This window comes from Bradyrhizobium diazoefficiens (assembly GCF_016616235.1).
In the GTDB taxonomy this organism is placed as follows: Bacteria; Pseudomonadota; Alphaproteobacteria; order Rhizobiales; family Xanthobacteraceae; genus Bradyrhizobium; species Bradyrhizobium diazoefficiens_H.
Genome location: NZ_CP067100.1, coordinates 5,996,377 through 6,010,105 on the forward strand (window position 1 = coordinate 5,996,377; position 13,729 = coordinate 6,010,105).

General features: G+C 64.4%; 13 protein-coding genes. 6 read left to right on the forward strand and 7 right to left on the reverse strand.

Annotated features, from left to right (window positions below; genetic code table 11):
* Nucleotides 1–72: 72 nt before the first annotated feature.
* Complete coding sequence (locus JJB99_RS28540) at nt 73–6,366, forward strand: HAMP domain-containing protein (RefSeq protein ID WP_200495570.1); 6,294 nt, start codon at nt 73–75, stop codon at nt 6,364–6,366.
* Nucleotides 6,367–6,379: 13 nt separating this feature from the next.
* Nucleotides 6,380–7,870 (forward strand): HWE histidine kinase domain-containing protein, encoded by a 1,491-nt coding sequence (locus tag JJB99_RS28545; RefSeq protein WP_200495571.1) that lies wholly within the window; start codon nt 6,380–6,382, stop codon nt 7,868–7,870.
* Here the strand turns inward: JJB99_RS28545 and JJB99_RS28550 are convergent.
* A complete protein-coding gene (locus JJB99_RS28550) occupies nt 7,867–8,157 on the reverse strand; it encodes a hypothetical protein (RefSeq protein WP_246775019.1) in 291 nt (96 codons plus the stop codon). The two genes, JJB99_RS28545 and JJB99_RS28550, sit on opposite strands and share 4 nt — an antisense overlap.
* Nucleotides 8,158–8,227: 70 nt before the next feature.
* Between JJB99_RS28550 and JJB99_RS28555 the strand changes: the two genes are divergently transcribed.
* Together JJB99_RS28555 and JJB99_RS28560 are read left to right on the forward strand one after the other, a co-directional pair.
* On the forward strand, nt 8,228–8,485 hold the full coding sequence (locus JJB99_RS28555; protein WP_200500340.1) for a hypothetical protein: 258 nt from the start codon (nt 8,228–8,230) through the stop codon (nt 8,483–8,485).
* 94 nt (nt 8,486–8,579) lie between these two features.
* Nucleotides 8,580–8,825, forward strand: coding sequence for a hypothetical protein (locus JJB99_RS28560; protein WP_200495572.1), 246 nt, complete (start codon nt 8,580–8,582; stop codon nt 8,823–8,825).
* Nucleotides 8,826–8,898: 73 nt separating this feature from the next.
* Here the strand turns inward: JJB99_RS28560 and JJB99_RS28565 are convergent, their stop codons facing one another.
* The 3 genes from JJB99_RS28565 to JJB99_RS28575 all read right to left on the reverse strand — a co-directional run bounded on the left by JJB99_RS28565 (nt 8,899) and on the right by JJB99_RS28575 (nt 10,279).
* Nucleotides 8,899–9,459, reverse strand: a complete 561-nt coding sequence (locus tag JJB99_RS28565) for a type 1 glutamine amidotransferase domain-containing protein (RefSeq protein ID WP_200495573.1) — start codon at nt 9,457–9,459, stop codon at nt 8,899–8,901.
* A 396-nt stretch (nt 9,460–9,855) separates the two neighbouring features.
* Nucleotides 9,856–10,038, reverse strand: a complete 183-nt coding sequence (locus JJB99_RS28570) for a hypothetical protein (RefSeq protein WP_200495574.1) — start codon at nt 10,036–10,038, stop codon at nt 9,856–9,858.
* Between the two features lie 19 nt (nt 10,039–10,057).
* Nucleotides 10,058–10,279: a hypothetical protein gene (locus tag JJB99_RS28575; RefSeq protein WP_200500341.1), complete on the reverse strand. Its 222-nt coding sequence runs from the start codon at nt 10,277–10,279 to the stop codon at nt 10,058–10,060.
* A 115-nt stretch (nt 10,280–10,394) separates the two neighbouring features.
* Here JJB99_RS28575 and JJB99_RS28580 point away from each other — a divergent pair, with 115 nt between their 5' ends.
* Together JJB99_RS28580 and JJB99_RS28585 are read left to right on the forward strand one after the other, a co-directional pair.
* Nucleotides 10,395–10,589 (forward strand): DUF3072 domain-containing protein, encoded by a 195-nt coding sequence (locus JJB99_RS28580; RefSeq protein WP_200495575.1) that lies wholly within the window; start codon nt 10,395–10,397, stop codon nt 10,587–10,589.
* An 86-nt stretch (nt 10,590–10,675) separates the two neighbouring features.
* A complete protein-coding gene (locus tag JJB99_RS28585; RefSeq protein WP_200495576.1) occupies nt 10,676–10,996 on the forward strand; it encodes a DUF6496 domain-containing protein in 321 nt (106 codons plus the stop codon).
* Nucleotides 10,997–11,002: 6 nt separating this feature from the next.
* Here the strand turns inward: JJB99_RS28585 and JJB99_RS28590 are convergent, their stop codons facing one another.
* The 3 genes from JJB99_RS28590 to JJB99_RS28600 form a co-directional block, all read right to left on the reverse strand.
* The gene (locus JJB99_RS28590) at nt 11,003–11,365 is read right to left on the reverse strand and encodes a hypothetical protein (protein ID WP_200500342.1); all 363 of its coding nucleotides are present in this window, start codon (nt 11,363–11,365) and stop codon (nt 11,003–11,005) included.
* Between the two features lie 270 nt (nt 11,366–11,635).
* Nucleotides 11,636–13,171, reverse strand: coding sequence for a Do family serine endopeptidase (locus JJB99_RS28595; protein WP_200495577.1), 1,536 nt, complete (start codon nt 13,169–13,171; stop codon nt 11,636–11,638).
* A 250-nt stretch (nt 13,172–13,421) separates the two neighbouring features.
* Nucleotides 13,422–13,634: a hypothetical protein gene (locus tag JJB99_RS28600; RefSeq protein WP_200495578.1), complete on the reverse strand. Its 213-nt coding sequence runs from the start codon at nt 13,632–13,634 to the stop codon at nt 13,422–13,424.
* Nucleotides 13,635–13,729 lie beyond the last annotated feature (95 nt).

Genomic DNA, 13,729 nt, shown 5'->3' on the forward strand with positions numbered 1-13,729 from the left:
TTTGACTGACGCTCTATTTTGACCAAACGCGTCTTGCCAGGGATTCGGCCGGCGCCTGCGGGGGAATTCAGTATGAGCGACCTCGATCCCGGAACTGCATCACGCTCCGGTCGTCGCGTCCCAAAACCCAAAACCAACGGTATGTCAGAGCCGGATTCCCGGGCGGAACTGCTTCTCGCCTTACAAGCCATGCGCAGCGGCGACTTTTCCGTGCGGATGAGCGGCGACTATCTCGGCATCGACGGCAAGATCGCCGACACTTTTAATGAAATCATCGCCGCTAACCAGCGCATGGCGCAGCAGCTCGAGCTGGTCGGCCAGGTCGTGGGCCGCGAGGGCAAGACCCGCCAGCGCGTCAAGTTCGGCCTCGCCTCGGGCTCCTGGGCCGACATGGAAGGCTCAGTCAACACGCTGATCGACGATTTGCTCTGGCCGACGCGCGAGGTGACGCGCGCGGTCGCAGCCGTCGCGCAAGGCGACCTGCTGCAGACCGTCAAGCTGGACGTCGACGGCCGCCCGCTCCGCGGCGAATTCCTGCAATCGGCGACCATCGTCAACACCATGATCAAGCAGCTCGGCGTGTTCACCTCGGAGGTGACGCGTGTGGCGCGCGAGGTCGGCACCGAAGGCAAGCTCGGCGGCCAGGCTCAGGTGCCTGAGGTGACCGGCGTCTGGAAGGACCTGACCGAGAGCGTCAACTCGATGGCGAACAACCTGACCAACCAGGTTCGCAACATCGCCGAGGTGACGATCGCTGTGGCGAACGGCGACTTGTCCAAGAAGATCACGGTCGACGTCCGCGGCGAGATCCTTCAGCTCAAGGAAGCCATCAACACGATGGTGGACCAGCTGCGCTCCTTCGCCTCCGAAGTGACGCGCGTGGCGCGCGAGGTCGGCACCGACGGCAAGCTCGGCGGCCAGGCCATCGTGCCCGGCGTCGCCGGCACCTGGAAGGACCTCACCGATTCTGTCAACGCGATGTGCGGCAACCTGACCGCGCAGGTGCGCAACATCGCCAACGTGACCACCGCGGTGGCGCGCGGCGATCTCTCGCGCAAGATCACGGTGGACGTACGCGGCGAAATCCTGGAGCTGAAGGACACCATCAACACCATGGTGGACCAGCTCAACTCCTTTGCCTCGGAAGTGACGCGCGTCGCGCGCGAGGTCGGCACCGAAGGCAAGCTCGGCGGCCAGGCCCAGGTGCCCGGTGTGGCCGGCACCTGGAAGGATCTCACCGACAACGTCAACTTCATGGCGTCGAACCTGACCGCACAGGTCCGCAACATCGCCGACGTCGCCACCGCCATCGCCGGCGGCGACCTGTCCAAGAAGATCACGGTGAACGTGTCGGGGGAAATCCTTCAGCTGAAGGAGACGCTCAACACCATGGTCGACCAGCTCAACGCCTTCGCCGGCGAAGTCACGCGCGTCGCGCGCGAGGTCGGCACCGAGGGACGGCTCGGCGGCCAGGCCAACGTGCTCGGCGTCGCCGGCACCTGGAAGGACCTCACGGAAAGCGTCAACTCGATGGCGTCGAACCTCACCGCGCAGGTCCGCAACATCGCTGAGGTGACGACCGCGGTCGCCGGCGGCGACTTGTCGAAGAAGATCACCGTGGACGTGCGCGGCGAAATCCTGGAGCTGAAGGACACCATCAACACCATGGTGGACCAGCTGAACGCCTTCGCCGGCGAAGTCACGCGCGTCGCCCGCGAGGTCGGCACCGAAGGCAAGCTCGGCGGCCAGGCCCAGGTGCGCGGCGTCGCCGGCACCTGGAAGGACTTGACGGACAGCGTCAACTCGATGGCCTCGAACCTGACCGGCCAGGTCCGCAACATCGCCGAAGTGGCCACCGCCGTCGCCAAGGGCGACCTGTCCAAGAAGATCACCGTCAACGTGTCGGGCGAAATCCTTCAGCTGAAGGAGACGCTCAACACCATGGTCGACCAGCTCAACGCCTTCGCCGGCGAAGTCACGCGCGTCGCCCGCGAGGTCGGCACCGAAGGCAAGCTCGGCGGTCAGGCCCAGGTGACGGGCGTCGCCGGCACCTGGAAAGACCTCACCGACAACGTGAACTCGATGGCGGGCAACCTCACCGCCCAGGTCCGCAACATCGCCGAGGTCGCGACCGCGATCGCCGGCGGCGACCTGTCGCGCAAGATCACCGTGGACGTCCGCGGCGAGATCCTTCAGCTCAAGGACACGCTGAACACGATGGTCGACCAGCTCAACCGCTTCGCGGGCGAGGTGACGCGCGTGGCGCGCGAGGTCGGCACCGAAGGCCGGCTCGGCGGTCAGGCCAACGTGCCCGGCGTCGCCGGCACCTGGAAGGACCTCACCGACAGCGTCAACTCGATGGCGGGCAACCTCACCGCCCAGGTCCGCAACATCGCCGAAGTGACCACCGCCGTGGCGCGGGGCGACTTGTCCCGCAAGATCACCGTGGACGTGAAGGGCGAGATCCTCGAGCTCAAGAACACCATCAACACGATGGTCGACCAGCTCAACGGCTTCGCCGGCGAAGTGACGCGCGTGGCGCGCGAGGTCGGCACCGAAGGCAAGCTCGGCGGCCAGGCCGAGGTGCCCGGCGTTGCCGGCACCTGGAAGGACCTCACCGACAACGTCAACTTCATGGCCTCGAACCTGACTGCGCAGGTCCGCAACATCGCCGAGGTCGCAACCGCGATCGCCGGCGGCGACCTGTCGAAGAAGATCACCGTGGACGTGCGCGGCGAGATCCTGCTGCTCAAGGACACCTTGAACACCATGGTCGAGCAGCTCCGCTCCTTCGCCGCCGAAGTAACGCGCGTCGCGCGCGAGGTCGGCACCGAAGGCCGGCTCGGCGGTCAGGCCGTGGTGCCCGGCGTCGGCGGCACCTGGAAGGACCTCACCGACAACGTCAACCTGCTGGCCGCGAACCTCACCACGCAGGTCCGCAACATCGCCGAAGTGACGACCGCCGTCGCGCGCGGCGACTTGTCCCGCAAGATCACCGTCGACGTGAAGGGAGAAATCCTCGAGCTCAAGAACACCATCAACACCATGGTCGACCAGCTCAACGCGTTTGCCGGCGAGGTCACGCGCGTCGCCCGCGAGGTCGGCACCGAAGGCAAGCTCGGTGGTCAGGCCCAGGTGCCCGGCGTCGCCGGCACCTGGAAGGACCTCACCGACACCGTCAACTTCATGGCGGCGAACCTGACCGAGCAGGTCCGCGGCATCGTCAAGGTCGTGACCGCGGTCGCCAACGGCGATCTCAAGCAGAATCTCACCGTGAAATCGAAGGGCGAGGTCGCGGCGCTCGCCGACACCATCAACAACATGACCGAGACGCTCGCGACCTTCGCCGACCAGGTGACGTCGGTGGCGCGCGAGGTCGGCGTCGAAGGCCGGCTCGGCGGCCAGGCCAACGTGCCGGGCGCTGCCGGCACGTGGAAGGACCTCACCGGAAACGTCAATCTGCTCGCGGCCAACCTCACCTCGCAGGTGCGTGCGATCGCGGAAGTCGCGACCGCCGTGACCAAGGGCGACCTGACGCGATCGATCCAGGTCGACGCCCGCGGCGAGGTGGCCGAGCTGAAGGACAACATCAACACGATGATCACGAACCTCCGTCTCACGACCGACGTGAACACGGAGCAGGATTGGCTGAAGACCAACCTCGCCAAGTTCACCAACATGCTCCAGGGCCAGCGCGACCTCGCCACCGTCGGCCGGCTGCTGCTGACCGAGCTGTCGCCGCTGGTCAACGCCCATACCGGCGTGATCTACCAGGTCGAGAACGAGGACAACCCGCAGCTCCTGCTGCTTGCCTCCTACGCCAGCGACGGCGTCTATCCGTTTCAGCGCGTGCTCCAATTCGGCGAAGGCCTGATCGGCCAGTGCGCCCTCGACAAGCGGCCGCGCGTGGTCGCCGACATTCCGTCCGATGTCGTGCCGATCAACTCGGCATTGTTCCGCGTCGCCCCGAAGAATCTCGTGGTGCTGCCGGTGCTGTTCGAAGGCCAGGTCAAGGCTGTGATCGAGCTCGCCTCGCTCGTCTCGTTCACGACCTCGCAGATGACATTCCTGGAGCAGCTCACCGACTCCATCGGCATCGTGCTCAATTCGATCGAGGCGACGATGCAGACCGAAGGCCTGCTCAAGCAATCGCAGCAGCTCGCCGGCGAGCTCCAGACCCAGCAGCGTGAATTGCAGCAGACCAACGACCAGCTCGAGCAGAAGGCGCAGCAGCTCGCCGAGCGCAACGTCGAGGTCGAGCGCAAGAACCAGGAGATCGAACAGGCCCGCCGCGCGCTGGAGGAAAAGGCGACCGAACTGGCGCTGACCTCGAAGTACAAGTCCGAATTCCTCGCCAACATGAGTCACGAGCTGCGGACGCCGCTGAACTCGATCCTGATCCTGGGGCAGCAGCTGACCGACAACCCCGACGGCAACCTCTCGGCCAAGCAGGTCGAATTCGCCCGCACCATCCACGGCGCCGGTACCGACCTGCTCAACCTCATCAGCGACATTCTCGACCTCTCCAAGATCGAATCCGGCACGGTGACGGTCGACGCCGAGGAGATCCTGACCGCGAACCTGCTCGAGACCGTCGGGCGGCCGTTCCGGCACGAGGCCGAGAACCGCAATTTGTCGTTCAAGATCGACGTCGATCCGAACCTTGCCCGCAGCATCGTCACCGATTCCAAGCGCCTGCAGCAGGTCCTGAAGAACCTGCTCTCCAACGCCTTCAAGTTCACCGCCGAAGGCGAGGTGCGCCTGAAGGTCTCCGCCGCGGTCGGCGGCTGGGGCACCGATCACCCGGTGCTGAACTCCGCGCCGGCGGTGATCGCGTTCGAAGTCTCCGACACCGGCATCGGTATTCCGCTAGAGAAGCAGAAGCTGATTTTCGAGGCGTTCCAGCAGGCCGATGCCGGCACCAGCCGCAAATATGGCGGCACCGGCCTTGGTCTTGCCATCAGCCGCGAGCTCGCTAGCCTCCTCGGCGGCGAAATCCATCTGCGCAGCGCGCCCGGCAAGGGCTCGTCCTTCACGCTCTATCTGCCGCTGAAATATTCCGGCCCAACCTTGGCGCCGCGCGCGCCGGCGTCGCAAGCCTACAGCCAGCCGCCCGCGCTGCAGCCGTCCGCGCCCGAACAGCAGCGCGTCATCGAGCAATTGCCCGACGACCGGCTCAACCTCGAACCCGGCGACACCATCCTGCTGATCGTCGAGGACGATCCGCATTATGCGCGCGTGCTGGTCGATCTCGCCCGCGACAAGGGGTTCAAGGTCCTGGTCGCAGCGCGCGGCGCCGAGGCGCTGGAGCTTGCCAAGCAATATCAGCCGCGGGCGGTCTCGCTCGACGTATTCCTGCCCGACATGCTCGGCTGGACCGTGTTGAGCCAGCTCAAGCACAATCCGCTGACCCGCCACATTCCCGTGCAGATCATCACGCTCGACGAGGACCGCCAGCACGCGCTGGCCCGCGGCGCCTTCTCCTTCGTCAACAAGCCGACCACGACCGAAGGCGTGGCGGCGGCGCTGACGCAGATCAAGGAATATGCGCAGCCGCGGCGCAAGCGGCTGCTGATCGTCGAGGACAACGAGGCCGAGCAGCTCTCGATCCGCGAACTGCTGCATCACGACGACATCGAGATCGTGGCGACCGGCACCGGCGCTGGCGCGCTCTCGACGCTGCGCGAGGCGCCCTGCGATTGCGTCGTGCTCGACCTCCGCCTGCCCGACATGACCGGCTTCGAGGTGCTGGACCAGATCCGCAAGGACGAGGCGCTGTCGAACATCCCGGTCGTGGTCTTCACCGGCCGCGAGCTTTCGGCCGAGGAGGACGCGGAACTCCACACCATGGCCCGCAGCATCGTGGTGAAGGGCGTGGAATCGCCGGAACGGCTGCTCGACGAGACCGCCTTGTTCCTGCACCGCGTGATCACGGAACTGCCGGTCGAAAAGCAGCGCATGCTGGAGAAGCTCAACAGTTCCGACGAGGATTTGATCGGCAAGACGGCCCTGCTCGTGGACGACGACGCCCGCAACATCTTCGCGCTATCGAGCGTGCTGGAACGGCGCGGCATGAAGGTGCTGACGGCCACCACCGGCAGCGAGGCGGTGACGCTGGTCGAATCCAACCCGGAAATCGCCATCGTGCTGATGGACATCATGATGCCGCAGATGGATGGCTATCAGACCATCGGCGTCATTCGCGAAAACCCGGCCTTCGCCCGGCTTCCGATCATCGCGCTGACCGCCAAGGCAATGAAGGGCGATCGGGAGAAATGCCTGGAAGCCGGTGCGTCCGACTACCTCGCCAAACCCGTCAACACCGATCAATTGCTGCTTGCAATCCGCATGTGGCTGCACCGCTGAGTTGGATCCGCGAATGGACCAGGAAAAGGTCAATATCCTCCTCGTCGACGACCAGCCGGCCAAGCTGCTCGCCTATGAGGTGATCTTGAAGGATCTCGGCGAGAACCTCGTGATCGCCTCGTCCGGTCGCGAGGCGCTGGAGGTGCTGCTCAAGACCGAGGTCGCGGTGATCCTGGTCGACGTCTGCATGCCCGAGCTCGACGGCTTCGAGCTTGCCGCGATGATCCGCGAGCATCCGCGGTTCCAGAAGACCGCGATGATTTTCATCTCGGCGATTCAAGTCAGCGACATCGACCGCCTGCGCGGCTACGAGATGGGCGCGGTCGACTACGTGCCGGTGCCGGTGGTGCCGGAGGTGCTGCGCGCCAAAGTCAAGGTGTTTGCCGAGCTCTACCGCAAGACCCGCGAGCTCGAACGGCTGAATCAGGATCTCGAGGACCGCGTTCGCGCCCGCACCGCCGAGCTGGAGAATTCGACCGCCAAGCTGCGCGAGAGCGAAGAGCGGCGCAGCATGGCGATCGCGGCCGGCAAGATGGGATCGTGGGACTGGGACTGGATCACCGGCGACTGGATGTGGGACGAAGGGCAGTACCGCATCTTTGGCGTCAGCCCGGATAGCTTCGAAGTCAATCCGGCCAACGTTCAGGCGCTGCTGCATCCCGACGACATCGATCAGCTGCGCAAGGCCGTCGCCGAATTCAACAAGGGCACGCGCGCCTATGAGACGGAGTTCCGCATCGTGCGGCCCGATGGCGACGTGCGCTGGTGCGTCGGCACGGCCGCCGCCACGGCCGACAATAGCGGCCGCGTCGTGCGCGTGAGCGGCGTCACCGTCGACATCACCGAACGCAAGCGCGCCGAGGAGCGGCAAAATCTGCTTGCGCGGGAGGTCGATCATCGCGCCAAGAACGCGCTGGCGCTGGCGCAGTCGATCGTGCGGCTGACCCGTGCCGACGAGGTCAAGGCCTATGTCAACGCCGTCGAGGGCCGCATCAATGCGCTGGCGCGCGTGCACACGATCCTGTCGCTGTCGAGCTGGCAGGGCGCCGAGCTCTCCAGGCTGATCGACGAGGAGCTCGCGCCCTACTCGCTCGGCGGCCAGATCAAGCTGGCAGGTCCGGAGGTTCAGCTGGTGCCGGCGACCGCACAGACGCTGGCACTGGCGCTGCACGAGCTCCTCACCAACTCGGCAAAGTATGGCGCGCTGTCGACCCGGTCGGGCCGGCTCGCGATCGGCTGGCAGGTCGAAGACGACCTGCTCACGCTGACCTGGGAGGAATCTGGCGGCCCGCTGGTCAGGACGCCGAAATCGCGCGGCTTCGGCACGCGGAGCCTGCTCGCGAGCGTCGAGTCCCAGCTCGGCGGACAGGCGCAATTCGACTGGCGCTCCGAGGGCCTGCTGTGCCGTCTCGAGGTGCCGCTGATACGCAAGCCTGCGGCAACAACCGTATCAGGCAAATTTGAAGCAGCCGGCACCGCCGAATTGCAGCGCGCATCCGGTTAGCCGGACGCCGCGCTCGTCCTGCGCTGCGCCATTCGCGGCTCGCGCGCGATACGCCCTTCGAGCCAGGCTTCCGTTCGGGCGAGATCGCGCAGCGCCTTGGCATAGCGGCGGGCCGCGCTTCGCTCGGCGCCGCGCGGAAGCTTGCGCGCCTTGCGCAGCATGTCCGCAGCCGCGTTGCGATAGGCCAGCGAGCGGTAAAGAAAGACTACTTTGCCCATGTCGAACGTCCCGTGTTGATGGCGCTCATTCTCGCAAGCCCGGCATGAACGTCCGATGAAGTGCGCCATGAAATTTATTCACCCGGATGGAACCTTCGATCCTCGCCCGCGTTTGCCTGCCAGATCGGGACGCGGTTCCATGCGCACGAAAAAGTCGTCGGATCTGATCTCTCCCACCGGCCTTATCAAGCTGATGACGCATGCAATGATGGGCGCGGCCCTCGGGCTCGCCTTCAGTCTCGCCCTCATCCTGTCCAATCCAGCCGTCGCCAACCTTTTGAATGACGGCGGACGTCAGGCCGTCATGGTCTTCGCCCTCACGCTGGTGACGACGTTTGCGATCGGCGCGACGCTCACTGGCGTCGTGTTCATCCTCGCGGAGGACAAGCAATCTTGAAGCTTGCGTGAGGCGCGGGAGATCTTTGTTGGGAACTCCTGCGCCGAACGGCGGTTGGCTGCCTGCGTCAATTTAACCCAGGGAGATCCCCCGCATGAAGACGACCAAGCTCGCTCTCGCCGTGATGCTGGCAACCGGCCTTGCCGCCGCGCCGTTCGCCGCGCAAGCCAAGTCGCACAAGGCCAAACACCGATCCTCGATGTCATCGTCGCAGACCACCGGCGCCAACACCAAGCCCTCCAGAGGCCCCGACGCCTCCGGCCAGGGCGGTTCCGGCCCGGGCTCCGATCAGGGCGGTACGATGACGAACAACAAGGGCGGCATGAGCAACCCGAAGTAGGCTCGTATAAGCTTCGGCCGCGTCTCAAACAAAGCCCCGCGGCAACCCGGGGCTTTTCGTCGAAACGCGAGGGTCACGCAGCGCTGCGCTGGACATGACGGCCTTCCTTCACCTCTTCGATGATCTTGGCGCTGAAGGCGTCGAGGTCGCCGGGGTTGCGCGAGGTGATGACGCCTTGATCGACGACGACCTGTGAATCCTCCCATGTCGCGCCGGCGTTGATGACGTCGGTCTTGATCGACTTGTATGACGTCATCTTGCGGCCCTTCGCGATACCAGTCTCGATCAGGAGCCAGGGCGCATGGCAGACGGCGGCGACGATTTTCTTGGCGTTGAAGATCTCCTTGATGAAGGCCAGCGCCTTCGGCTCGACGCGCAAGAGGTCCGGATTGATCTGTCCACCGGGCAGCACGACTGCGTCGTAATCGTTGCTGGAAACCTGGTCGAGCGTCTTGTCGACGTTCACTGGACGTCCCCAATCCTTCTTGTCCCAGCCTTTGATCTGGCCCGCCGCGAGTGAGATGACGTGAACCGTCGCGCCGGCCTGCTTGAGGCGTTCGCGCGGCACTTCCAGTTCCGACTGCTCGAAACCGTTGGTGGCGAGAATGGCGATCGTCTTGCCCTTGAGATCCATGGAACGCTCCATCGATGTGAGAGGAGCCCGGTCAATCGGTCGTGCCGGCTTCCGTTCCGAGCAGCCTGCGGCATCTCACGGGGATGTGCGGCTTGTCGCATTGTCAGGCGGTCCAACTCATTATCGCGCCCGACGCTAGCGCCACATCGTGGGTGCGCGGACCAGAGCATCTCGCGCAGCCTGTCGCAGATCCTGGATCGAGCGACAATCTGTTTGCGCAGCCTCACGCAGTCGCGTGGCGACACGCTCACGCGTCCCCAGTTCGGTGAGAGGAAGCCCGGCACAAACATCGTCCAGGACGGCCTGTATCAAAGCAGTCATTTCGGCGTCGGGCATCGGCGAGCTCCAGCGTGTCGCGTAGCGCCCTCGCTCTAGCCGCGTCGGATGTCAGGGATGTTAAAGGGGGCCCCGAGCATTGGCTTTCACGAGCTGCTCGAGCTGCGCCCGCTTGCGTGAAATCAGGAGCTGGGCCGCAGCATCGTCGAGGCCCTCACGCTGCAATTGCCGGATCGCCGAGCCCAGTTCGAGAATCTCGGCGCGCAGTCTCAGAATCCGGTACGTAGGCGGGTCTTCCTCCACCCCGCGCCTCCCGGAACTCTCAGCGGCGCGCGATGGCGCGCATGGGATCACCGGCGCGCTTCAGGGAGCGAAGGCGCACGCGGTCGCGGACATCCGGCAGGACATCGCCGCCACCGGCGGCCTTCCATTCGGCGATCAAAAGATTGATCCGGCGACGCAGATCCATCTGCGCCAGGGCCTTTTCTGTGCAGTCGCGATCGCGATTGACGAGGTCGCGCACGGACGCCTCGACGCCGGCCATTTCCAGCCTCAAGGCACTGATTTTACGTCGAATTTTATTAATTCGATTGTCCATGGCTTGTTAGAACAAAATAAGAACATATAGTCAAGCCACGATTTCAGGACGGAGCAGCGAGATGCAGGTTCAGGGTAAATACGACGCCAAGGTTTTTCTGATGGAGCAGATGACGCGCGCCCAGGGGCTGAGGTTGAAGCGGTTGAGCGAGGAGGCTTACCAGCCCGCGCAATACGATCGGGATCTGTCCTTCACCGAAGCCGCGCGCCGCATCCGTGCGCTGGAGGCGGAAATCGAGCTGGCGAATTCGTTCTAGGCTGCGTCGCAGCCGGAACGCCTGCGCACGCGTTTCGGAACCATGCCTGCGTGGAATGGTTTTCCCCCGGCCAAGGGAGAAAATGCATGGCACGCAAGGCAAAGAAACGCCGCTACTCGCGCAGCTCCGGCAGCGATGTCGAAAGCGAGATGCGGCGCTACAAGAAGGGCACCGCGAAAAGCGGACGTGGCGGTCGCGGCGGACGCGTGAAGAGCCGCAAGCAGGCGATCGCGATCGGACTGTCCAAGGCGCGCAAGAAGGGCAAGAAGGTCCCGAAGAAGGCCTCGAAGCGGAAGACGTCGAAGAAGTCGACGTCGAAGAAATCGGCCAAGAAATCATCGAAGAAATCGTCGAAGAAATCGTCGAAGAAATCGTCGAAGCGCAAATCCTCCAAGCGCTCCCGCTGACGCGTGTCAGATCATGCTGCCCGGCATGAAGCAGCGGATCGAAATCCCGAATGCAGTCTTGACCGGCCACACCATGGTGCGGCCGGCCCGGTTGGGCTCGGTAATGACAGCCTCATCGGGCACGTCGACCCACTGCCCGTCGAGTCGCACGCGATAGTGTCCGTCGTGCGATTCCCAATCGGGATCGGATACGGCAAAGCCGTCTGCATCCGAGCAGCACGGCCCAAGATGGCTACGCAAACTGTCGAACCAGGGTTTTAAGGGTGAGTTGGCGTAGCGGCCGTCGTCGCGCCCCAAGGCGGTTCCAGTCGTCAGCACGATTGGCGCCACGAGCAGCGCACACCTCAGCGAGAGCTTTAATCGATCCATGTCGGCACCGATCAATGCGAACGACCGGTTCCACAAATCGGCCGGGCGTTCGAAGTTCCACGCTTGCAACTGTCCCGGCAGCTCCATTGTCGGCCAGGCAGATGCGCGACTGGGAACTGTGATGGGCGAACACGGCTTTTTCGGACGAAGCGGGTCATCCTCCCTGCCGTTAACGACAATGTTATCAGTCCTCCCCGGAAATCTCGGAGGCAAATACGAAAGGCGGCCCGAAGACCGCCTCTCTGGATTTACGTCGGCCGATGTTCAGCTTTACGCGAGCGGCACCGCGACGAAGCGGGTCGCTTCCGCGCTCTTCACCTGCAACAATACGCTCTTCTTGCCGGACGATTTGGCCTGCGCCAGTTCGGAACGGACGTCGCCAACATTGGCGACGGCCTTGCCGCCGACATCGAGGATGACATCGCCGGTCTGGATGCCGTGCTGCGCCGCCGGCCCCTGCGGATCGACATCGGTGACCACCACACCCTTCTGGCCGGCGCCCTGAACGTCGGCGGCCGGCGCCAGGCTCAAGCCGAGGCGCGGCGTACCGGGTGCCTGCTGCGTTTTGCCGTCATCGGCCTTGGCCTGTCGCTCGTTCGGCAGCTCGCCGAGCGCCAGCGTTACCGTCTTAGTTTGGCCCTTGTGGATGACATCGAGTTTCACGGACGTGCCCGGCGCCAGCGCGGCGATGGTGCGGGCGAGATCGTGGGAGTCCTTGATCGCGGTGCCGTTGACGGCGGTGATGACATCACCGGCCTCGATGCCGGCCTTCGCCGCCGGACTGCCATCCTGCGGGTTGTCGACGATTGCGCCGCGCGCCGCCTTCAGGCCGAGGCTGTCGGCGATCTCCGCGGTCACCGGCTGCACCTGCACACCGAGCCAGCCGCGGGTGACGGCGCCCTTCTCTTTCAGCTGCGCGACAACGAGCTTTGCGGTCGAGGCCGGAATGTCGAAGCCGATACCGACCGAGCCGCCGGACGGCGAGAAGATCGCCGTGTTCACGCCGATCACATTGCCGTTCATGTCGAAGGCCGGTCCGCCGGAATTGCCCTTGTTGATCGGCGCGTCGATCTGGATGAAGTCGTCATAGGGGCCGTTGCCGATGTCGCGGCCGCTGGCGGAGACGATACCAGCCGTGACGGTGCCGCCGAGGCCGAAGGGATTGCCGACTGCGACCACCCAGTCGCCGATCCTCGGGTTCTGGTCGGAGAACTTGACGAACGGGAAGTCCTTCTTGCCGTCGACCTTGATCAGCGCGAGATCGGTCTTCGGGTCGGTGCCGACGACCTTCGCGGTGTAGATCGTGCCGTCGTCCGTCGTCACCTGCACGGATTCGGCATGATCGACGACGTGGTTGTTGGTCACGGCATAGCCGTCGGCGGAGATGAAGAAGCCGGAGCCTTCACCGGTGATCACCTGATGGCGCTGGCGCGGCATGCCGTTCATGCCGTTGGGGAAGCGAAAACCGAACTGCCGCGAGAACTGGTCGAATGGGGTATCCTCGTCCTGGTTCATGCGGTTCTGTTGCAGCATTGCGCTCTTGTCGCTGTCCTGGTCGATCTTCACCCGGACCGAAATGACGGCGGGTTTGACCTTGCTGACGAGGTCGGCGAAGCCCGGCGGCGTCGCGGTGGCCTCGGTCGCTCGTGCCGGTGAAATCAGGGAGCTCACGCCGAACGGCGTCGAAGCCGGTGATGCAACCAGCACGGCCACACCAAGCGCGGCCACACTACCGAGCAGCGCAAGGCGGCGCGGTTTCAAAATCTTGCGGGATGTCGTGATGTTGGAATTGATGGGATCTTTCATGTCGAAATCTCCATATTGGGTAAGTCGCCTTGCACCCAACATGGTCATCGCCACCTTACGACGTCCCGTCCGTCCGATTAATTCTTGGAAAAGAAAAGCCCGTTGGAAAAGAAAAGCCGGGCCCAAGGCGGCGATTCAGAATGCGCCAATACCGCAAGTGAGCGTCTGATCAGGCGTTGCCGGGAAACGCCATTCTCGGTCCGCAGGGCTCGCGGTCGCGCACAGCTAATGGGATCAAGGCGGCAACTTCTCACGCCGCGGCGGGTGTCTCCCATGCCGCGGCTGCGATCGCGTCTTCTTCGCGCTGGGCGTTGCACGCGTCGAAATGGGCCTTCAGCTCGGTCTCGGCGAGATGCTCGAAATGTTCGGCTTGGCCGAGGAGTTCCCAGTTCTGGAGCGGCCGATAGGCCGCCTGCTGGCGACAGAGGGACGCCAGTGCCCGGTAGCGACGTACGTTCTCCATGAGACCCTCCCTCGCATTCACTGGGCTTATTGCCCTGATTTGCGTCAGGCCGATGGCGGCTATGCAACAGATTTGCTGCGCGCATGGCCGTCCCG